This window comes from uncultured Neisseria sp., assembly GCF_951230505.1.
In the GTDB taxonomy this organism is placed as follows: Bacteria; Pseudomonadota; Gammaproteobacteria; order Burkholderiales; family Neisseriaceae; genus Neisseria.
The window spans coordinates 1-20,500 of the sequence record NZ_CATNVN010000006.1 but is presented as its reverse complement, the minus strand read 5'-3'; the positions used below and the strand labels follow the sequence as shown (position 1 = coordinate 20,500).

The 20,500-nt window shown below is 48.8% G+C and carries 19 protein-coding genes; 5 read left to right on the top strand and 14 right to left on the bottom strand.

From position 1 onward, the window contains the following. Window positions 1-62 precede the first annotated feature (62 nt). The 3 genes from parC to Q1M25_RS01000 form a co-directional block, all read right to left on the bottom strand. Window positions 63-2,366, bottom strand: a complete 2,304-nt coding sequence (gene parC / locus Q1M25_RS01010; protein WP_300480763.1) for a DNA topoisomerase IV subunit A — start codon at window positions 2,364-2,366, stop codon at window positions 63-65. 209 nt (window positions 2,367-2,575) lie between these two features. Beyond that, a complete protein-coding gene (locus tag Q1M25_RS01005; RefSeq protein ID WP_300480760.1) occupies window positions 2,576-3,898 on the bottom strand; it encodes an MFS transporter in 1,323 nt (440 codons plus the stop codon). 197 nt (window positions 3,899-4,095) lie between these two features. Further along, complete coding sequence (locus Q1M25_RS01000; RefSeq protein WP_300480757.1) at window positions 4,096-5,139, bottom strand: LacI family DNA-binding transcriptional regulator; 1,044 nt, start codon at window positions 5,137-5,139, stop codon at window positions 4,096-4,098. 257 nt (window positions 5,140-5,396) lie between these two features. Here Q1M25_RS01000 and pgi point away from each other — a divergent pair, with 257 nt between their 5' ends. Further along, on the top strand, window positions 5,397-7,037 hold the full coding sequence (pgi, locus tag Q1M25_RS00995) for a glucose-6-phosphate isomerase (RefSeq protein WP_300480754.1): 1,641 nt from the start codon (window positions 5,397-5,399) through the stop codon (window positions 7,035-7,037). A gap of 171 nt (window positions 7,038-7,208) precedes the next feature. On the opposite strand, the gene ftnA (Q1M25_RS00990) is transcribed toward pgi, so the two are convergent. From ftnA (Q1M25_RS00990) to Q1M25_RS00975, 3 genes are all read right to left on the bottom strand, one after another. Continuing rightward, window positions 7,209-7,706: a non-heme ferritin gene (gene ftnA / locus Q1M25_RS00990; protein ID WP_003686798.1), complete on the bottom strand. Its 498-nt coding sequence runs from the start codon at window positions 7,704-7,706 to the stop codon at window positions 7,209-7,211. Window positions 7,707-7,722: 16 nt separating this feature from the next. Beyond that, complete coding sequence (gene ftnA, locus Q1M25_RS00985) at window positions 7,723-8,208, bottom strand: non-heme ferritin (protein WP_107696729.1); 486 nt, start codon at window positions 8,206-8,208, stop codon at window positions 7,723-7,725. A gap of 842 nt (window positions 8,209-9,050) precedes the next feature. Next, window positions 9,051-9,194: a hypothetical protein gene (locus Q1M25_RS00975; protein ID WP_300480747.1), complete on the bottom strand. Its 144-nt coding sequence runs from the start codon at window positions 9,192-9,194 to the stop codon at window positions 9,051-9,053. A 356-nt stretch (window positions 9,195-9,550) separates the two neighbouring features. Between Q1M25_RS00975 and Q1M25_RS00970 the strand changes: the two genes are divergently transcribed. Beyond that, entirely contained in the window at window positions 9,551-10,828 is a 1,278-nt protein-coding gene (locus Q1M25_RS00970) for an AmpG family muropeptide MFS transporter (protein ID WP_300480745.1), read from the top strand. A gap of 72 nt (window positions 10,829-10,900) precedes the next feature. Here Q1M25_RS00970 and raiA read toward each other — a convergent pair whose 3' ends face one another. From raiA to Q1M25_RS00930, 8 genes are all read right to left on the bottom strand, one after another. Next, the gene (gene raiA / locus Q1M25_RS00965; RefSeq protein WP_114926055.1) at window positions 10,901-11,215 is read right to left on the bottom strand and encodes a ribosome-associated translation inhibitor RaiA; all 315 of its coding nucleotides are present in this window, start codon (window positions 11,213-11,215) and stop codon (window positions 10,901-10,903) included. Between the two features lie 49 nt (window positions 11,216-11,264). Then, window positions 11,265-12,620 (bottom strand): RNA polymerase factor sigma-54, encoded by a 1,356-nt coding sequence (gene rpoN, locus Q1M25_RS00960; protein ID WP_114926054.1) that lies wholly within the window; start codon window positions 12,618-12,620, stop codon window positions 11,265-11,267. A gap of 158 nt (window positions 12,621-12,778) precedes the next feature. Next, window positions 12,779-13,414, bottom strand: a complete 636-nt coding sequence (locus Q1M25_RS00955) for an energy transducer TonB (protein WP_101756007.1) — start codon at window positions 13,412-13,414, stop codon at window positions 12,779-12,781. 27 nt (window positions 13,415-13,441) lie between these two features. After that, a complete protein-coding gene (gene lptB, locus Q1M25_RS00950) occupies window positions 13,442-14,176 on the bottom strand; it encodes an LPS export ABC transporter ATP-binding protein (RefSeq protein ID WP_003679854.1) in 735 nt (244 codons plus the stop codon). 70 nt (window positions 14,177-14,246) lie between these two features. Continuing rightward, the gene (gene lptA, locus Q1M25_RS00945) at window positions 14,247-14,777 is read right to left on the bottom strand and encodes a lipopolysaccharide transport periplasmic protein LptA (protein ID WP_049328829.1); all 531 of its coding nucleotides are present in this window, start codon (window positions 14,775-14,777) and stop codon (window positions 14,247-14,249) included. Beyond that, on the bottom strand, window positions 14,758-15,339 hold the full coding sequence (gene lptC, locus Q1M25_RS00940) for an LPS export ABC transporter periplasmic protein LptC (RefSeq protein WP_003686789.1): 582 nt from the start codon (window positions 15,337-15,339) through the stop codon (window positions 14,758-14,760). The genes lptA and lptC overlap by 20 nt, the downstream gene beginning before the upstream one ends. Next, window positions 15,336-15,872 (bottom strand): HAD family hydrolase, encoded by a 537-nt coding sequence (locus Q1M25_RS00935; RefSeq protein ID WP_300480735.1) that lies wholly within the window; start codon window positions 15,870-15,872, stop codon window positions 15,336-15,338. Before Q1M25_RS00935 ends, lptC begins: the two co-directional genes overlap by 4 nt. 66 nt (window positions 15,873-15,938) lie before the next feature. Beyond that, window positions 15,939-16,913 carry a KpsF/GutQ family sugar-phosphate isomerase gene (locus tag Q1M25_RS00930; protein WP_300480732.1) on the bottom strand — a complete coding sequence of 325 codons (975 nt, stop codon included), beginning with the start codon at window positions 16,911-16,913 and terminating at the stop codon, window positions 15,939-15,941. Between the two features lie 134 nt (window positions 16,914-17,047). Between Q1M25_RS00930 and tal the strand changes: the two genes are divergently transcribed. From tal to Q1M25_RS00915, 3 genes are all read left to right on the top strand, one after another. After that, window positions 17,048-18,103, top strand: coding sequence for a transaldolase (tal, locus tag Q1M25_RS00925; protein ID WP_300480730.1), 1,056 nt, complete (start codon window positions 17,048-17,050; stop codon window positions 18,101-18,103). Between the two features lie 153 nt (window positions 18,104-18,256). Further along, window positions 18,257-19,144, top strand: coding sequence for a tRNA glutamyl-Q(34) synthetase GluQRS (gluQRS, locus tag Q1M25_RS00920; protein ID WP_300480728.1), 888 nt, complete (start codon window positions 18,257-18,259; stop codon window positions 19,142-19,144). Window positions 19,145-19,383: 239 nt separating this feature from the next. Further along, window positions 19,384-20,118 carry a LytTR family DNA-binding domain-containing protein gene (locus Q1M25_RS00915; protein WP_049348785.1) on the top strand — a complete coding sequence of 245 codons (735 nt, stop codon included), beginning with the start codon at window positions 19,384-19,386 and terminating at the stop codon, window positions 20,116-20,118. Window positions 20,119-20,500: the final 382 nt, after the last annotated feature.

The window sequence follows — 20,500 nt, the reverse complement described above, 5'->3', positions numbered from 1 at the left end:
CCTTTTTTATTATCATGCAATGTCGTATAAATTTAATTTATTTAGATATATTTGTTCTTGTTTCAGGACAAACTTTTCAGACGGCCTGATATTTCCAATACCTTGCCTTTTTTACCGCGCTTGCCGTCAATATCGGCAATACGTAGTTTTTCCTGATGTTCTGCACCGCGTCGGCCGACCGATACAACGGTAAACTCAGGAGAGGTCGTCACCATAATGTGTTCCAAAGATGCACCCTCAGCCAACGACATCAGCTGCAAACCGCGGCCTTTAGGCATGACTTTGAGTTCGCCGATGGAAAACGCCAAGAGACGGTGGTCGCTGCTGGCCAGTACGACTTTGCAGTCGGGATTGATCAGTGAAGAAGCATAGACGGCAACCGGAGGCAGGACGGTTTCGCCGCTGTCCACGGTCATCACCACTTTACCCGCTTTCACGCGTCCGATCATATCGGCCAACTTGGTGATAAAGCCGTAGCCGCCGCTGCCTGAAAGCAAGTAATGCTGTTCGGGCTGGCCGGTGAGCATGGCGACAGGTTTCGCGCCGTTTTGCAGCTCGATTAATGATGAAACCGGCACGCCGTCGCCGCGTCCGCCGGGGATTTCAGCGGCATCAAGCGTGTAGGTTCTACCCAGTGAATCCAGGATGACGACGGGTAAAACAGTGCGGCCTTCGAGGGTTTGTTTGAGGCGATCACCTTCTTTGAACGCAGTTTGGCTCAAATCGAGGTTGTGTCCGGCACGGCTGCGTATCCACCCTTTTTCCGACAGAATCAACGTGATGGGCTCATCGGCGGTGGTTTGCGTCAGCACGGCGCGTCCAGCTTCTTCCACCAGCGTGCGGCGTGCATCGCCAAACTGCTTTATGTCCGCCTGCATCTCTTTGATAATCAGCTTGCGTTTTTCGTTTTCGTCGCCCAAAAGGATATTCAGACGGCCTTGTTCTTCGCACAATTCGTTCAATTCTTTTTCGAGTTTGAACCCTTCCAAACGTGCCAACTGGCGCAGGCGGATTTCCAAAATGTCTTCGGCTTGGATTTCGGTCAGCCCGAACGCCGCCATCAAATCGGTTTTCGGATCGTCTGATTCGCGGATGACTTTAATCACTTCGTCAATGTGCAGAAAGACTTTCAGACGGCCTTCAAGGATGTGCAGCCGTTTTTCCACTTGGTTCAAACGGAATTTCAGACGGCGTGTTACGGTTACGACGCGGAAATCCAGCCATTCCTGCAAAATCGTTTTCAGGTTTTTCTGCGCAGGACGGTTGTCCAAACCCATCATCACCAAGTTCATCGACACATTACCTTCCAGCGAAGTCTGCGCCATCAGCGTGTTGATGAAGGTATCGGTATCAATGCGGCTGGATTTCGGCTCGAACACCAGTCGCACGGGATGTTCGCCGTCGGACTCGTCGCGCACGCGGTCGATTAAATCCAGCATCAGCTTTTTGGTGTTGAGCTGGTCTTGGTTGAGCTGCTTCTTGCCTGCTTTCGGTTTCGGGTTGGTTTGTTCTTCGATTTCAGCAAGGATTTTGGCGGAATTGGCGTTCGGTGGCAGTTCGGTCACAATCACGCGCCACTGTCCGCGCGCCAATTTCTCGATTTCATAACGCGCACGCACGCGCACGCTGCCCTTGCCGGTTTCGTAAATACGGCGCAATTCGTCCGCCGGTGTGATGATTTGACCGCCACCGGCAAAATCGGGCGCAGGGATGTACTGCATCAGGTCGGCGGTTTCCAGCGTCGGTTTCTTCAACAGTGCAATCGCCGCCTGCGTGACTTCGTTCAAATTGTGCGACGGAATCTCGGTCGCCATACCCACCGCGATGCCCGACGCGCCGTTGAGCAACACCATAGGCAGGCGGGCGGGCAGGTGCAGCGGTTCGTCAAACGCGCCGTCGTAGTTAGGAACGAAATCCACCGTCCCCTGATTGATTTCGGACAACAGCAATTCCGCAATCGGCGTCAGCCGCGCTTCGGTGTAACGCATCGCCGCCGCCCCGTCGCCGTCACGCGAACCAAAGTTGCCGATGCCGTCGATTAAGGGATAGCGCAAGGTAAAATCCTGCGCCATGCGGACCATCGCTTCATAGGCAGAACTGTCGCCATGCGGGTGGTATTTACCCAAAATCTCGCCGACCACGCGTGCCGATTTCACCGGCTTCGCACCCGCCGTCAAACCCATATCGCGCATGGCAAACAAAATACGCCGTTGTACAGGCTTTTGGCCGTCTGAAACTTCAGGCAGCGCGCGGCCTTTGACCACGCTCATGGCGTATTCGAGATAGGCGCGTTCGGCATATTGACCTAACAGCAGGTAGTCTTCGCCGATAGGAGATGGGCTTGGAGCGGAAATGTGTTCTGTCATCAGGATGGTAAAACGAAATAAATTAAAGGAGGATATTGTAAAGCAAAATCGGTAGTCATAGCCAATTTGAGTGATGAACGGTAGCGCAGCAACAATAAGGCTTACTGAATCAGGTCAGCAAATGATATCCGTTTCAACAAAAAAGGCCGTCTGAAACCCTTTCATGTTTCAGACGGCCTTTTCATTTTGGTTTTTAAATCAAGACTTCGTTATTCTGCAGTAGCCGGTTTGGCCGCAGTTTTAATGGTTAAGGTCACCGCTGCGGCAATGGCCAGGGAAACACCGGCAAAAGTCATCGCGTTGGCAGGGTTTGAACCCAAGAAAGTTCTGTACACCCAGCCGAAAGATACGGTTTCAATCAGCATTGGAATCACAATCATCATGTTCACAATACCCATGTACACACCGTAACGTTCTTTCGGAATAGAACCGACCACAATCATAAACGGTACGCCCATCATACTTGCCCAACCGACACCGAAACCAATCATCGGCGCAAACATCAGGTATTTGTTGCCGATGTGCGGAATGGTGAGCAAAGCCAGCGCGGCAAGGGTTACGGCAAAGGCGTGAACATATTTGGCGGCGTATTTGCGCGCCATCCACATCAGGCCGAAGGCGGAGATAAAGGTTACAACGTTGTAGAAACCGTTTACCAAACCGGTCCATGCAACCGCTTGACTATACGCTTCGGTATTTTCAACAGTCGAATCCCAAACGGATTGAACGATACTATGGGAAATATATTGCCAGTAGATGAAGAGTGCGTACCATTGGAAGAGATACACCAAGGCCAGTTGCCACAGGGCAGTCGGCATTTCGCGGACAGCAACGATAATATCTTTAACGGCATGGGCCGGACCGCTCGGCTGGGCTTTAATGGCCACCATTTCTTCAGGGCTGGGCTCGCGTTCGGCCGTTGATAAAACGGTAACCAAAACCGAACCGATGGAACAGACCGCACCAATATAAAACGAACCGAATACCCAATACGGAATGCCCGCTTCGGAGGTTTGTTGCAACCAGCCGATTTGTTGGAAGATGTAGAGGGAAACGTTGGCCAGGGTAATGCCCAAGCCGGTAAACACAGACTGCATCAAGAAACCGGTGGATTGCTGGTGTTCAGGAACGGTATCGGCAATAAAGGCACGGAAAGGTTCCATTGCCGTGTTGTTGCTGATGTCCAAGAGCCACAGCAGCAATACGGCCACCCACAAGGCGGTAACGTGCGGATAGATAAAGAGACAGAGGCTGCAACCGATGGCGCCAATCAAGAAATACGGGCGGCGGCGACCCAATCCAGGCACCCAAGTGCGGTCACTCATCGCACCAATCATCGGCTGCACCAGCAAACCGGTAATCGGACCTGCCATATTCAAAATCGGCAACTGGCTCGGATCGGCATGAAGAAAGCTGAAAATCGGATTAATCGCAGTTTGCTGCAACCCGAAGCTATATTGAATACCGAAGAAACCGAAGTTCATCAGCATAATCTGGCGAAGTGTCATCGCCACTTGTGGGGAGATTTTCATAGGAAGGCTACTCCTGGGTAATAAACTATGGAAACAACAAACTCCAATTTCAGCGGTATGACGCTTTTATTGTATTTGGGCTGCCCTTTTTACTGAGGCAACTCCGTTTTCAGACGGCCTTTATTTTGGCCGTTTACATGAATCTTATTTTGATGTGTGTTTGTGTTGTTTAAAGCTTATTTTCAGGCCGTCTGAAACTATTTATTCATCACAGACTGACGCCAGATGGTTTCCCCAACGACCTTGACGGGCTGAGCCGTACCGGCCGGATGTTCGATGTATTGGAACAGCAAATCAGCCGCCATCGCGCCCATGCGCAGATACGGCAGCTCGGTGCTGGTCAACGGCGGAAACAGCGTTTCCGCAATCGCACTATGATTATCGTAGCCGGCAACGGAGACTTGCTCGGGAACCCGTACGCCGCGCGTCCTCAAAATCCCGTACACGCGCACTGCCATTTCATCATTACCGCAACAAATTACCGTCGGCGGAAGCGGCAAAGACAGCAGCTTCAAAATAGCCGAAATCAAAGACCCGCTGTCGTTGCTGAAGTCAGGATAGCCAGTTTGCACCAAATCAGGATCGAAGACAATATCCGCATCAGCCAAAGCACGGCGGTATCCGGCCAATCTCAATCTCGTCGCTTCCACGCCCGGCTGCAAAGTCACATAAGCAATCCGTTTGTGTCCGCTTTGGATAATCCGGCGCACCAAGCCATACTGCCCTGCTTCGTCATCCGGCAAAACCGACGGCGTACCTGCCAAATCAAAACAGTTGACCAACACCATCGGACAACGGTTGGGCACTTCCGGTAGCAATACTTCCTGATGGAAACCTGCCACATATAAAATCCCCTCGGCACGATGTTCCATAAAGGTACGGATCAGCGGCTCCATCTGACCGGGCTGACCCGGCTTATTGTCGATGTCGGCAATCATCAAAATCTTGCCTTGTGCGCGAATCTGCTGCTGAATGCCCTTAATCAAGAACATATCCGGTATGCCGTGTCCGCCCGTACTCTCGCCTGTCCGCGAAATGGCGCCGGTAATCAGACCGACCAAGCCAGAACGGTGTGACCGCATAATCCGCGCCGCAGAAGACGGGATATAGCCCAAAGCAGCAATCGCTGTTTCTACTTTGGAACGGGTTTTATCACTGACCGGCGCATCGCCGTTAATCACCCGGCTGACCGTCTTGGGAGATACCCCGGCATAAGCAGCGACATCATAAATTGTAGCCATCTTACGGAACCGTCCCGACAAGATTTCAATAATGTTACATAGGATAACACAGCAGACATCGGTGTCATACCCCCTTTTTTACAGAAACTTGATGATAATCAACCGTTTCTATTGCATTTTGCATACATTTCTTAAACAAAACCGCCCATGCCATCTCCCAAAACCTGTTCAAATTTGTTAAACTACAAGCCACTACAAAAAAGCAGGAAATACCTATCTATCCTGCTTATTTTACCGTTACATACTAAGGAAACGAGATGTCCATATACTCAGACGCATGGCAGGCTTTGGAAGCCCATCATGCCGATACTCAACACGTTACCCTGCGCGAACGCTTCGCTGCAGATGCCGAACGTTTCAATAATATGCACGAAATTCTGCACGGTTTGTTATTTGATTACAGCAAAAACCGCCTAGATGAAAACACCCTTGATTTATTGTGCCAACTGGCCGAAGCGGCCGATTTGCCACAATATATGCAGGCCATGAGCAGCGGTGAAAAAATCAACACCAGCGAACACCGTGCCGTCCTCCACACTGCCCTACGCCTGCCTGCCAATGCCAAACCTGTTTACGTCGACGGCGAAAACATCGTGTCCAAAGTTCATCACGAACTCAACCGCACCCTCGAATTCGCACGCCAACTCCTAGACGGCACCCACGCAGGCATTACCGGCAAACCGATTACCGACCTGGTTCACATCGGCATCGGCGGCTCCGATTTAGGCCCGCGCATGGCCACACAGGCGCTGCAGCCTTATTGGAAAAACATCCGCGTCCACTTTGTCAGCAACTCCGATGATGCCGACCTGACCCAAACCCTTCTCGGCCTCAACCCCGAAACCACCGTATTCAGCATTGCCAGCAAATCGTTCCGCACACCGGAAACCCTGCTTAATGCCTATGCGGCGCGTACTTGGTACCGTGATGCAGGTTTGCCTGATTCCGGCATCTACCGCCACTTCTGCGCCATTTCCGCCGATGTGGCCGCAGCCCAAAATTTCGGTATCTCCCCCGACAAAGTCTTTGCCATGTCCGACTGGGTCGGCGGCCGCTATTCCGTCTGGTCGCCCATTGGCCTGCCACTGATGGTTGCCGTCGGCGAAAAAGCGTTCCGCAAAATGCTGGCCGGCGCACACGCGATGGATACCCATTTCTTCGAAACGCCATTCCGCCGCAATATTCCCGTCCTGATGGCACTCATCAACGTTTGGTACAACAACTTCCAACATTCAGACGGCCAAACCGTTGTCCCATACAGCCACAACATGCGCCTCTTTACCCCATGGCTCAACCAACTCGATATGGAAAGCCTCGGCAAACAGCGTACTTCAGACGGCCAACCCGTTTCCTGCACCACCGGCGGCATTGTCTTCGGCGATGAAGGCGTCAACTGCCAACATGCCTACTTCCAGCTTCTGCACCAAGGTACGCGTCTGATTCCCGTTGATTTCATCGTCCCCATGACCACAATCTACGGCAACCACCGCCAACACCGCTTTACCGTTGCCAACGCCTTCGCCCAAGCCGAAGCGCTGATGAAAGGCAAGACCTTAGACGAAGTACAAGTCGAATTAGCCGCCCTGTCCCAAGACGAACGCGACCGCCTTGCACCGCAAAAAGAATTCCCCGGCAACCGTCCGAGCAACAGCCTGCTCATCGACAGCCTGACGCCTTTCAACCTCGGCATGCTGATGGCCGCCTACGAACATCGTACTTTCGTTCAAGGCGTGATTTGGCGTATCAACCCCTTCGACCAATGGGGCGTGGAATACGGTAAAGAGCTGGCCAAAACCATCGAACCCGAACTCGAACGCGGCACGCCTGCACACGACAGCTCCACCAACGGTCTGATCGCCTTCTACCGCAACTGCAACGCAAGATCGAAGGCCGTCTGAAAATAAAATGCCCGTAAGACAAGCATATCTGCCTGTCTTACGGGCATTTCAAAACCTAATCGGCGGTAAGAATGAACCGTTAAAGCACCGCACTTTTAGACAAAAGTAGCTAGATTTTGATATAAAAAAAGGCTAAATCGATAATGACTTAGCCTTTTTCATCAGACTTGATTAGTTGTTTGTTGTTAATGCGCCTAAATCTTTATCAACTAAGAACAAACCTTTACCATCTTCACCAAGAAGATTTAATTTATCCAAAATTCCACTGAATAATTTTTCTTCTTCATGTTGTTCAGCCACATACCATTGTAAGAAGTTAAAGGCAGAGTAGTCTTTCTCTTCAAAAGTTCTACCAACTAATTCATTGATTTTAGAGGTAATTAACTTTTCATGTTCATAAGTTAATTCAAGTACTTGTTTCAATGATGAAAATTGATGAGGTGGTTCATCAATTTGTGTGATGATAGCCAATGCGCCGGTCTCATTTAAATAAGTGAAGAGTTTACGCATATGCTGCATTTCTTCAGCCGCATGCTCTGATAAAAATTTTGCAGCTCCTTCGAAACCTTGTTGTTCGCACCAGGCGCTCATTTGTAAATATAAGTTAGAAGAATAAAACTCTAAATTCATTTGATCATTTAATAGTTTAATCACGCTATTTGATAACATTTTATTTCTCCTATTCTTATAAAGTTTTTAATTCACGATCAATGTAGTAGAGCGCTGTACCACTTTCACCAAGAAGTTTGAATTTATCAACAATACTGTTAAATAATTTTTCTTCTTCATGCTGTTCAGCTACATACCATTGTAAGAAGTTAAAAGTAGAGTAATCCTTTTCTGCAAAAGTACTCTCAACTAACTCATTAATTTTAGATGTCACTAGTTTTTCGTGTTCAAGTGTTGTTTCAAAAACTTCTTTTAATGAAGCGTAATCGTGTTTAGGGGTGTCAATTTTACCTAACAAAGGCATTCCACTGGTTTCGCTCACATAAGTAAACAACTTTTGCATATGTTCCAATTCTTCATCGGCATGACGAAGTAAAAATGCTGCAGCGCCTTCATAACCATGTTTATGGCACCATGCACTCATTTGCAAATAGACATTTGATGAATACAACTCGAGATTAATTTGTTCGTTTAATTTTGCTGTAATTGACTTACTTAGCATAACTAACTCCTTTTCTTAATGCGGTTAATAGATGTATCACAATACAAAATTTGTATTTGCGGATGAATTTTACTCATTTTATTGAGAATAGTCAATTTTATTTTATCAATTTTTATTGTAACCCATTAATTTAAAATGATTTTATAAATAAATGATTCTCATTTGGTTTCATTTAATGAAATGAGTTATCAATATCGCCTTTGCCTAAATTCTCTAGAGAAATGATGAGGTGTTGGAAGGAGAATCGTAGATTTCCAAAGTTTTTTGCTCTCACTTATCAACTCCAAAATACTGGATAAATAGAAAACATGAAAATTCAATGTTTTTTATAGAATTACGCATCAAAGCGATATAGTTTCAAAGTAGGTTATCCTTAATATTTGAATGTGACAATTACCATTTATTATTTAACATAATATACATATTGTTGAAAAATCTACTGGTTAACTTCAATCAGGGAAAGCATGAAGAAGTTAGGAAGTTGGTTGGAAAGTTGATTAGGGTAGATTTTATTCAAATGAAAGACTAGGCTATGAAATCAAAATTTGTGTATAAGTTACTGGTAATTTCAAAGTACCTGTACATTTTAATTTGTATATCAATACCAATCGTTTTTATTTATGAAAGCTACCAAGGAGATAATGTTGATTTTATGATTTATATTCATGCTTTTATTATTTTTTCCATATTGGGTGTATTGACTCAATATTCTACATCTAATTTTTTTGAAAAGGAAAAATAACATGATTGAACTATCCATTGAGGATCTGGAACTAATTTATGGAGGAGGCTTAGGAGAGAGAATCCTTCAAGGAGGAGCAAATGGTGCATAAATAGGAGGATCAATTGGTGCAGGTATTGGTCTGGGTGTCGGTATAGCTTTTGGCAGTATTCCTGCCGAACCAGCTATTATGGTCGGTGGCACAATTGGTGCTGCTGTTGGTGCTGCAACTGGTATGGGTGTTGCAGCATATGAGTATTACCAAGAAACTCAGCCTAAAGGGACAGTAACGGTCGGTCCGATTTCTGCTTTTGCTGTGGACAAATCAGGAAACGGCTACACTGACGGCACAAATTACCACTGATATTTCTCATCGTTCAAACGATCTCTAGGGGTCGTCTGAAACTTTCTTAACTTCAATTTTATAAATACACCCAAGCAACCCTTCTTCCGTCCTGAAGTCTCCGTTGCCCGCCAAACCAGTTGTTCCAACAAAAGGCCGTCTGAAACTTAATTTGTCAAAGTTTCAGACGGCCTTTATTCAATAAAGATAGCAGAAGCTCATTCGCCATATTCCCCATCTTTGCTACAATATCCCTTTTCTTTTTTATTGATTCCACTATGACAACCGCACCCCAACCCAGCACTATGCAGCGAATTTTCTCGCGCAGTATGCTGATTTGTATCTTTACAGGCTTCACTTCGGGGCTGCCGCTTTATTTTCTGATCAACCTGATTCCTGCATGGTTGCGCAGCGAACATGTTGATTTGAAAACCATCGGCCTGATGGCACTTATCGGGCTGCCTTTCACTTGGAAATTTATCTGGTCTCCCGTCATTGATTTGGTCAGATTACCTTTTTTAGGACGGCGACGCGGTTGGATGCTGGTTACGCAAATTGGTTTGCTGCTGACCTTGCTCATTTACGCCTTCCTAAATCCTGCTCAGCATTTATATGTAATTATGGGCTTATCGTTGGTGGTCGCCTTTTTCTCTGCCAGCCAAGATATTGTATTGGATGCATTTCGACGCGAAATTTTGTCAGATGAAGAATTAGGCTTAGGCAACTCTATCCACGTCAATGCCTACCGTATCGCCGCTTTGGTACCCGGCTCGCTCAGCTTGATTTTGGCCGACTTGATGCCTTGGCACAACGTATTCATCATTACTGCACTATTTATGCTGCCCGGCCTGCTGATGACTTTGTTTTTAGCTAAAGAGCCTGACATTCCACCATCTGTGTCGCGTACATTTGCCCAAACGGTTTCCGACCCTTTCAGTGAGTTCTTCTCCCGCAAAGGCATCAAACAAGCCATATTGGTATTGCTGTTTATCTTTCTCTACAAACTGGGCGACAGTATGGCCACTTCTTTGGCTACACCTTTTTATCTGGACATGGGCTTCAGCAAAACCGACATCGGCCTCATTGCCAAAAATGCCGGTTTATGGCCTGCTGTCATTGCCGGTATTGTAGGCGGTATTTGGATGATAAAGCTCGGTATCAATAGAGCTTTATGGGTTTTCGGCGTGGCGCAATGGGTTACTATTCTAGGCTTTGCCTGGTTGGCAAATTTTGGCAAGTTTGAAACCATCACACTGACAGAGCAAATGATGCTTGCGGCCGTGATTGGTGCAGAAGCAGCGGGCGTAGGTCTGGGTACAGCGGCGTTTGTTGCCTATATGGCTCGTGAAACCAATCCTGCATTTACGGCCACACAATTAGCCCTCTTTACCAGCCTGTCAGCCGTTCCACGTACATTTATCAATGCTTCGGCAGGTTATCTGATTGAAGCGATAGGTTACTTCAATTTCTACTGGTTGTGTTTTGCTTTAGGCATACCGGGCATGTTACTACTGTTTAAAGTGGCACCATGGAATGGCGAAAAAGTGAGTAACTAGATTGCAGTCTAAAACTTCTAGCAAAACAAAAGGCCATCTGAATATTCAGACGGCCTTTATCATACAAAAACTTTATTCGGTAGCAGGTTTGACAGTACTGCGGACATCGCCGCTTTTTTCTTTATGTTTCAAAACAGCGCGGTCGAGCTTGTCCATCAAAACATCAATCGCGGCGTACATATCCTGTTCAATCGCTTCAACGTGCAAATCTTTGCCTGCCAAATGCACATCGGCTTCGGCTTTCTGGCTGACTTTTTCCACCGAGAGCGTGATGGTCACGGAAATGATGTTGTCGGCGTGGCGACTGATTCGTGCCAACTTGTCGGAAACATAGTTTTTGATGGCTTCGGTAACATCAAAATTCAGACCGGTGATTTTCAGATTCATGATACAGCTCCTTCGGTTGATTAGTCCGTCAAAACGGATCGGAATATATCTACTCGGTAAATTTTCGTTTGTGTGCCGGTGGTATGTCTAATGATTCTCTATATTTAGCAACTGTACGTCTGGCGATTTCAATGCCGCGTTGTTTTAATAATTTGACGAGGGCCTCGTCCGAATAAGGTTTGCTGCTGTCTTCGCTTTCAATCAGCTGGCTCAAGACAGCTTTGATTGCGCCTTGGCTGAACCCTTCGCCGTCATCGTCGGCATTGACTGCCTGTGTGAAGAAATAGCGTAACGCAAACAGTCCGCGCGGGCAAGACAAATATTTCTGATTGGCGGCGCGCGAAATGGTACTTTCTGCCAAACCCAATTCGGCGGCGGCATCTTTCATCAGCATGGGCGACAGTCCGATTTCTCCGAAGATGAAAAAATCTTCCTGATTTTTGACGATATACTCGGCAAGGCGGAGGACTGTGCTTTTGCGCAGTTCCAAAGAATCAATGCGCTGCTTGGCTTCGTTGATTTTTTCCTTCCACTCCGGTGCGCCCTCTTCCGCTGATTTCATCAGGTCGCAATACTCCTGATTCAGCTGCAGCTTCGGCCAAGCCGCCTCATTGCTGATAACTTCCCAGCCGTCCTTGCCCTCTTTGACCCAAACGTCAGGCTGAATATAAGGCGTAGGCGTGGCAGAGGCGAAACCGTAGGCCGGATAGGGATTGAGCTCGGCAATCATATCGAGCGCGGCTTCTATGGTTTCGCTGTCGGTATCGGGATAGAGTTTGCGGAAACGCAGAACGTTTTGTTTGCGGTTTTTGCCTAACTCTTGAAGCGAACTTTGCACCAAATGCGCGGCCATTTGTCTAGCCGGAGAAGCCGGCAAACGCATTAATTGCAGCATGAGCGACTCGGTCAAGTCGGCCGCAGCCACGCCGGGCGGATCAAAGGTTTGCAATACATCCAGCGCATTTTGCAGGGCTTCTTCGTCCAGCATCCATTCCAACGGCGTGTGGTCGATGATTTCTTCGAGGCTGTCGGTGAGGTAGCCTTGTTCGTCCAAAAAATCAATCAAGACGTGAACATAGGCCGCTTCCACTTGCGAGAGCGGATGCTCGCACACTTGGGCATGCAGATAGTGTTTGAAATCCTCTTCTTCGGCGATGTTGCTCCAAATATCTTCGGCATCGTCGCCGCTCAACTGCTGACCTGCGCGCGGCATGGTTACCGCACGGTTGAGTCCGCTATCGGCAAACTCATCGGTTTCCGGACGCTCAAGCAGAGGATTGTCTGACAACCAGTCTTCCACTTCGCGCTCAAGCTCAAGACCCGACATCTGCAAGATGCGCAAAGACTGCTGCAGCCGCTGGTTGAGCTGCTGGGTCTGTTTGAGTTTAAGGACGAGTGAAGACATAATGTTTGATAGTAAATGTGCTTTATGGATTTCAGACAGCCTGTATCTGATGGGCCGTCTGAAAATATCGGATATATTGTTTATATATTGGATGATTATTTCAATATATTATTCTTTTATCAACCGATAAATGAATTATTCGACAGTAGAGATATTTTCTAATTTAAAATAAACGCAATACGTCGAGTAAAAAACATGGTAACAGGCTTCCCGTGATAGGTAGCGGGTTGAAATTTTGTCTGCAAAACCGCTTTTCGTCCTGCAGCATCTAAACGCGAGTATCCACTGCTCTTTTTTACCCATACGAATGCTTTGCCATCTATATTGATAAAGACATTTAATACCACAGTCCCTTCCTCACCATTCTCTGTAGAAAGCTCTGGATAAGGTGGGGGAGCAACTTGGACAGGTTTCGTCTTTATCTCTTCTTTGAATCCATTTGGCACAGTATAAAAGAATCTGAATTTTTTAAGGCTTTCCAGTGTCTTACAATCCGTTTGTTGGGTTTTCTGATTATAAGTACACTCTTTATAAGGCTCGACTTGTTTTGGCAAACCTACTTCTTGAGCAAGTTTCAACAATTCCAGCGCATCCACTTCCCAATGGAGGCTTTTTCCCAATTTACCCTCTTTATCCACGATAGCTGTCGCCGTTACGATACCGGTTATCGGCTTGCCATTTTTATCTATCACGCCTTGGCGCACACCCATATTCTGCAATGGCAGTTCTGGCATTGCATGCACGGCAGTAGCTGCCAAAACGGCAAAGGAAGACAAAAAAATTCGTTTCAACACAGATACACCTTTTCAGACGGCCTAAACTCAATATTTGAAGTTTTCACCCAAATAAACCGAACGGACTTGTTCATTGTTGACCAAATCATCCGGCTTGCCTGAAGCCAATACCGTACCATCACTGATGATGTAGGCACGGTCGCAGATGCTGAGGGTTTCGCGCACGTTGTGGTCGGTAATCAATACGCCGATACCGCGTGATTTGAGGAACTCGATGATTTTCTGAATATCGATCACGGCAATCGGGTCAACGCCGGCAAAAGGTTCGTCCAACAAAATGAAACGCGGCTGCATGGCCAACACGCGCGCGATTTCGACACGGCGGCGTTCGCCACCGGACAAAGACGGCGCAGGGTTGTTGCGCAGGCGTTCAATGTTCAAATCGGCCAACAGTTTTTCAAGTTCGGCATCAATGCGGCTTTTGTCTTTCATGCTGATTTCCAAAATGGCGCGGATATTTTGTTCCACGGTCATTTTGCGGAAAATCGAGGCCTCCTGCGGCAGATAGCCGACGCCGAGGCGGGCGCGTTCGTGAATGGGCAGGTGGCGCAACTCTTGGCCGTCCAGCATCACGCTGCCTGCATCGGCGGCAATCAGACCGACAATCATGTAAAAGCTGGTGGTCTTACCCGCGCCGTTGGGACCGAGCAGGCCGATGACTTCGCCGCTTTCGATTTCAAGGGAGAAGCTTTTGACGACTTGGCGTTTTTTGAAACTTTTTTGCAGGTTTTGAACCACAAGACGGCTGTTGTTTGCGCTCATATTCTGTTGACTTTCGATATTGACCTCAGGCCGTCTGAACCTTTTTCAGACGGCCTTTTTGTGTGTTTTCTTATTTGTTTTTCTGCGTGCTGGACGGCTGGATGACCACGCTGACGCGGCCGGATTTGGCGGCGGATTTCACACCGGATTTGGCGCTGCCGTTGATGGTATAAACCTCGGTTTTGGTGTTGTAAGTGATGACTGCACCTTCGGCCACATCGCCGCCGCGCTGTACTTTGGCATTGCCGGTCAGGGTAACCAGACTAGCTGCGGAAGAATACGTTACAGTATTAGCTTGGCCGTTGACCACGCCTTTGCCGCCGTCCAACTCTTGGCTGAATTTGACGGGCGAGCCGGTGGCTTTCATCAACTGCTCGCTTTTGTCGTTGCGCGAAACGGTCACGCTGCCGGCACGAATATTGAGCGTGCCTTGTTTGATGATGACGTTGCCGGAAAAGGTGGTGCTTTGGTTGTTTTGGTCAAGCGAGCCTTGGTCGGCTTCGATTTGAATCGGCTGCTTGCTGTCGCTTTGCAGGGCAAAGGCCGGGCTGGCGGCAAAAACGGCAACAAGGGCTAAGGTTTTACAAATTTTTTGTATCATAAATTGTGGCTTTCACTTTGGAAGGGAAATTCAGCAAACCGGTTTTGTGGTCATAAGTCATGCCGTTTGCCTGACCGCCGGACTGTCCGTATTGGAAAGTAACGGGACTGTCGGTATGGGCGTATTGCGCTTCGGTATCGACATTCAAACGTTCGGTTTTGACGATGCCAGCCAAACGCTTGGCATCTGCCGCTTTGTTTAAGACAACATTCTGTTCAAAAACGACTTTTTTGTTTTGAATATTGTACGCGGCCTTGTCGCTGCCGACTTCGTACAACAGGCTGCCGTCGCGGTAAAACGAAAGATGCGGTTTGTCCAAATGCACATCCGCGCTATTCGGATATTGAACGGCATCGACCGCGCTCAGATTTTCTTTCAGACGGCCTTCTTGGTCAAAACGTTTGCCGTTGATGCCTTTCATCGAATATTGCGGCTCATTCGGATTGAGGACGACTTCTTCGACTTGTACTTCGCTGATGCGGCCGAGCCACGCCGCCAATGCGCCGAGTGAAACGGCCAACACCAGCGGAAAGGCGATTCCGTAACGCCATCTGATTTTCATCGTACATACTCTTTCAAAGCAGGTTCAAGCGTACCTTGCGCCTGCATAATCAAATCGCACACTTCACGCACCGCGCCTGCGCCGCCGGAACGTCGGGTTACATAATGGGCGTATTGCAAAGTAAACCAATGTGCCTCAGGGACGGCGACCGCCAATCCGCAACGCACCATCACGGGCAAATCGACAACATCGTCGCCGACAAAGGCGCACTCATGCTCCTCCACACCGGCCTGTTCGCGTAATTGGGCATAGGCGGCACGTTTGTCGTGAATGCCTTTGAAGTAATAGTTGATACCGAGCTGCTTCACGCGGATACCGACGGAAGGCGCATCGCGGCCGGTAATAATTGCAGTTTGCACACCGCCGGCCTGAAGCATTTTCAAACCGTGTCCGTCCAAAGTGTGGAACGATTTGATTTCTTCTCCATTATCACGGATAAAAATGCGGCCGTCGGTCAAAACGCCGTCCACATCCAGTATCAGCAGTTTGATGCCTGAAGCGCGTTGTTGCAGGTCGGAAGAGAGGTTTTGCATAAGGTTTCCTTATTTCAGACGGCCTATTCTAGCATAAGGCCGTCTGAAAACGTTTTTGCCGTCGATTCAGACAATTCGTGCCATCAATAAATCGTGCATGTTCAGTGCGCCAATCAGCATGCCGTTTTCTTCGACCACCAACAAACCGTTCACATGGCTGCTTTGCATGGCTTTCAAAGCTTCGGTGGCCAGGCGGTCGGCAGAGATGGTTTTCGGCGAAGCGTGCATAATGTCGTCCACTTTCAAACCGGCAAAGCTGTCGCGTTCTTGAAACAGACGGCGCAAGTCGCCATCGGTAAATACGCCTTTCAGACGGCCTTCGGCATCGGTTACCGCCAACATGCCCAAGCCTTTTTCACTCATGCGGACAATGGCCTCTTTCAACGGCGTACCCAACAAAACGGCTGGCAGGGCTTCGTCTTTGTGCATAATATCCGCCACGCGCAACAGCAGGCGTTTGCCCAAGCTGCCGGCCGGATGGCTTAAAGCAAAATCGTCGGGCGTGAACGCGCGTGCGCGCAACAATACAACCGCCAGCGCATCGCCCAAGGCCATCACGGCGGTCGTACTGGAAGTCGGTGCAAGGCCGAGCGGGCAGGCTTCTTTGGAAACCGCCGCGGTAATATGGATATCGGCATGACGCGCCATGGTGGAAGTCGGATGGGCAGTGATGCAGATGAGCGTGATGTTTTTGCGCTTCAACGCCGGAATAATCGCCGCAATTTCATCGCTTTCGCCGGAATTGGAAATGGCAATCACGACATCGTGGTCCACAATCATGCCCAAATCGCCGTGTGCCGCTTCGGCAGGATGGACGAAAAACGCAGGCGTGCCGGTGGAAGCCATGGTTGCCGCCATTTTGCGGCCGATATGTCCGGACTTGCCCATGCCAGTAATGACGACCCTGCCCTTGCAGTGCAACAACGCTTCCGCCGCACGGACAAAATCATGGTTCAAAGCCGCCGCAATTTCACGCAAACCTTCGGCTTCCGTATCCAATACATCGCGCGCCCAGTCGAGATAAAGTGTGTTTTCCGCCATCAAAGCCGCCTTTCATGCTTGAATTTAGGTTTGTTTTGCCCAAATTAATCAGCTGTAAACTGTTCAAATTCATCGAATCGGCGTAGCATTACCGCCACTTCACAAACAAACCTATTATGTAAAAGGAATCAGAGATGACTATTTTATCGGACGTTAAAGCATTAGGACAACAAATCTGGTTGGACAACCTCTCCCGTTCGCTGGTACAAAGCGGCGAATTGGCCAAAATGCTCAAACAGGGCGTGTGCGGCGTAACTTCCAATCCTGCCATTTTCCAAAAAGCCTTTGCAGGCGATGCCCTGTACGCCGACGAAGTAGCCGCGCTCAAACAGCAAGACCTGACCCCGAAACAACGCTACGAAACAATGGCGGTTGCCGACGTACAAGCCGCTTGCGACGTGTGCCTTGCCGAACATGAATCCACCGGCGGCAAAACCGGCTTCGTCAGCCTCGAAGTTTCGCCTGAATTATCCAAAAACGCGCAAGGCACGGTTGAAGAAGCGCGCCGCCTGCATGCCGCCATCGGCCGTAAAAATGCCATGATTAAAGTACCGGCAACCGACGAAGGCATCGAAGCACTCGAAACCCTCGTTTCAGACGGCATCAGCGTCAACCTAACCCTGCTCTTCTCCCGCGCCCAAACCCTCAAAGCCTATGCGGCCTATGCGCGCGGCATTGCCAAACGTTTGGAAGCGGGACATGATGTTTCCCATATCCACGTTGTCGCCAGCTTCTTTATTTCCCGTGTCGATGCCGCATTGGACGCCACCCTGCCCGACCACCTCAAAGGCAAAATCGCTATTGCGCTGGCCAAAGCCGCCTATCAAGATTGGGCGCAATACTTCGGCAGCAGCGAATTTGCCGCACTTGCCGAAAAAGGTGCCAACCGCGTACAACTTTTGTGGGCATCTACCGGTGTGAAAAACCCTGCCTATCCTGACACTTTGTACGTTGACAGCCTGATTGGTGCCCATACCGTCAACACCGTTCCCGATGCGACACTCAAAGCCTTTATCGACCACGGCACCGCCAAAGCCACGTTGACCAAAGGTGTGGACGAAGCCCAAGCGCAGCTTGCCGAAACCGCCAAACTCGGCATTGATGTCGAAACTTTGGCAACGCGTTTGCAGGAAGACGGTTTGAAACAATTTGAAGACGCTTTTGCCAAACTGCTGGCTCCCTTGGCTTAAACGGATTAAACAGACGGCCGATTGAAACTTAAATCATTTTGAAAAGTCTAGGCCGTCTGAAACCCAAATTCGGGCGTGTACAGCACGCCCTTTTCTATCACGATTTAAATACCGTGCAGGCACACTGCCCCTGCCCTACACAAACACCCTGCCATGTATATAGGACGTTTCGCCCCCAGCCCTACCGGCCTGCTTCATATCGGCTCCCTGCTGACCGCCGTCGCCTCCTATGCCGACGCGCGCGCCCATCAGGGCAAATGGCTGGTCCGCATTGAAGACCTTGACCCCCCTCGCGAAATGCCCGGCGCCGCTGCCGACATTCTACGCACGCTTGAGGCTTTTGGTTTTGAGTGGGACGGTAAAGTCGCCTATCAAAGCCGCCGTTACGACCTGTATCAAGACACACTCGACCGCCTCAAAGCAGCCGGGCTGGTGTATCCCTGCTATTGCAGTCGCAAAGACTGGCAGGCAGCGGCAACTCAGGGCCCAGACGGATTTGTGTATAACGGCCGTTGCCGCAATCCACAGCAAAGACCCGACACGCAAAACAAAACGCCGGCATGGCGTATTCAAGTTCCCGATCGCATAATCGGTTTTTCAGACGGCATTATCGGGCATTACGCACAAAACCTGGCGCACGACATCGGCGATTTCGTCCTGCTTCGTGCCGACGGCTATTGGGCCTATCAGCTTGCCGTGGTTGCCGACGATGCCGATCAAGGCATAACACATATTGTCCGCGGTCAGGACTTGCTCGTTTCCACGCCGCGCCAAATCTATCTGCAACAATGCCTCGGCGTTCCCACGCCGTCCTACGCCCACCTGCCGCTATTGACCAACAACCAAGGGCAAAAATGGTCGAAACAAACCCTTGCCCCGGCTTTGAATTTGAATCAAAAAGAACAACTTCTCCGCCAAGTCCTAACCTACCTCAACCTACCCGATGCACCCGCCGTAAACCGTCCGCAAGAATTACTCGATTGGGCGGTGGCGCACTGGCAAATGGACAAAATCCCAAAATCGTCCATTATCACGGACTGAATTAGCATGATTACAACAAAATTACTCTAGGTATTACAATATTTCATAAAATTATGTAAGTAATCTTCCGATTCATTCCAAACCATGCCCAAGAAGCGAAAAATCATGTATATTTTAAAAATTTCCTAAAATTGTTGCGAAGTGATAATTTCAAGATTGCAACAACATACGGCTGGCGCGTTATTGAGGATGACAAAGCGCGGCAGATCTCCCACGATACAACAAAAAGAAATACCGCTATGCCAAGTGCCATTATTGTAGAAGACGAAGTATTAGCAGCAGAACGCTTGCGTGTATTATTGGAAGAATGCAATGTCGTACTGCTCAACGTCTTTCACCATGCCATGCCAGCATTGGAGTGGCTGAGCGTCCACGAAGTCGACATCGTCTTTGCCGACATCGGCATGCCGGAAATCGACGGTCTCGAGTTTGTCGAACGCATCAAACGTACCGCCAAACGCCAGCCGGAAATTGTCTTCACCACAGCCTACGAAGAACACGCTCTGCGCGCGTTCGAGCTGGCTGCCGCAGACTATCTGCTCAAACCGATCAAAATGACCCGCCTGCAAACCGCGCTTGACCGCATCATCGAGAAAAACCGCGAAAAAGCAGACAGCTTCACCCATTTCAAAGTGTACAACCGCGAGCGCATGGTTGAAATCCCCTGGCAACAGGCGCGTTATCTGATGGCGGAACACAAAACCGTCTATCTGTTTACCGGCGATGGTCAAAGCTTCGAATTACCGAAAACATTGGTTTACTGGGAAGAATTACTGGGCGACAAAGTCATCCGCATCCACCGCAACGCCCTCGTCTTCCGCCACACCCTCGACAGCCTGATTCGATTGGACGATGACGAAAACGACGAATACGCATCCACATGGGGCGCAAAAATTCTCGATATTCCGACCCCGTTGCCCGTCAGCCGCCGACAACTGTCCACCCTGCGGAAAATCATTAAAAACAGCATCTAACAATGCGCTCTTTGACTCACTCTTTTTAAATCAAAGGCCGTCTGAAAATATCTTTTCAGACGGCCTTTTAACTTCTCAGCTAAATAGTAGAAAATTAAAAAAGAATAGTCCAAATCTGTCGTTTAGCTCTATCCAAGCTTTCAATTTGATCAAACCTTGTTTTGCCCTCAAACAAGCTTTTCTATCCACCAATCCAACATCTTTGAATTACTACTACTCAACAGAAAAGGCCATCTGAAAAATTCAGACGGCCTCGATACTTAAGCCTTACAGATTAAAAGAACAATTCACGCCAGCTGATGCGTTTGAGTCCGCATGTACGGCCTTGAACTTCCAGACTGTCCAATTGATTGGACAAGAGACTGCGATCGCCTTTGGTTGC

Excerpts from the sequence above, each read along its gene's own strand:
- parC (WP_300480763.1), bottom strand. The coding sequence starts at position 2,366 with ATGACAGAACACATTTCCGCTCCAAGCCCATCTCCTATCGGCGAAGAC.
- Q1M25_RS01005 (WP_300480760.1), bottom strand. The coding sequence starts at position 3,898 with ATGAAAATCTCCCCACAAGTGGCGATGACACTTCGCCAGATTATGCTG.
- Q1M25_RS01000 (WP_300480757.1), bottom strand. The coding sequence starts at position 5,139 with ATGGCTACAATTTATGATGTCGCTGCTTATGCCGGGGTATCTCCCAAG.
- pgi (WP_300480754.1), top strand. The coding sequence starts at position 5,397 with ATGTCCATATACTCAGACGCATGGCAGGCTTTGGAAGCCCATCATGCC.
- ftnA (WP_003686798.1), bottom strand. The coding sequence starts at position 7,706 with ATGTTATCAAATAGCGTGATTAAACTATTAAATGATCAAATGAATTTA.
- ftnA (WP_107696729.1), bottom strand. The coding sequence starts at position 8,208 with ATGCTAAGTAAGTCAATTACAGCAAAATTAAACGAACAAATTAATCTC.
- Q1M25_RS00970 (WP_300480745.1), top strand. The coding sequence starts at position 9,551 with ATGACAACCGCACCCCAACCCAGCACTATGCAGCGAATTTTCTCGCGC.
- raiA (WP_114926055.1), bottom strand. The coding sequence starts at position 11,215 with ATGAATCTGAAAATCACCGGTCTGAATTTTGATGTTACCGAAGCCATC.
- rpoN (WP_114926054.1), bottom strand. The coding sequence starts at position 12,620 with ATGTCTTCACTCGTCCTTAAACTCAAACAGACCCAGCAGCTCAACCAG.
- lptB (WP_003679854.1), bottom strand. The coding sequence starts at position 14,176 with ATGAGCGCAAACAACAGCCGTCTTGTGGTTCAAAACCTGCAAAAAAGT.
- lptA (WP_049328829.1), bottom strand. The coding sequence starts at position 14,777 with ATGATACAAAAAATTTGTAAAACCTTAGCCCTTGTTGCCGTTTTTGCC.
- lptC (WP_003686789.1), bottom strand. The coding sequence starts at position 15,339 with ATGAAAATCAGATGGCGTTACGGAATCGCCTTTCCGCTGGTGTTGGCC.
- Q1M25_RS00935 (WP_300480735.1), bottom strand. The coding sequence starts at position 15,872 with ATGCAAAACCTCTCTTCCGACCTGCAACAACGCGCTTCAGGCATCAAA.
- Q1M25_RS00930 (WP_300480732.1), bottom strand. The coding sequence starts at position 16,913 with ATGGCGGAAAACACACTTTATCTCGACTGGGCGCGCGATGTATTGGAT.
- tal (WP_300480730.1), top strand. The coding sequence starts at position 17,048 with ATGACTATTTTATCGGACGTTAAAGCATTAGGACAACAAATCTGGTTG.
- gluQRS (WP_300480728.1), top strand. The coding sequence starts at position 18,257 with ATGTATATAGGACGTTTCGCCCCCAGCCCTACCGGCCTGCTTCATATC.
- Q1M25_RS00915 (WP_049348785.1), top strand. The coding sequence starts at position 19,384 with ATGCCAAGTGCCATTATTGTAGAAGACGAAGTATTAGCAGCAGAACGC.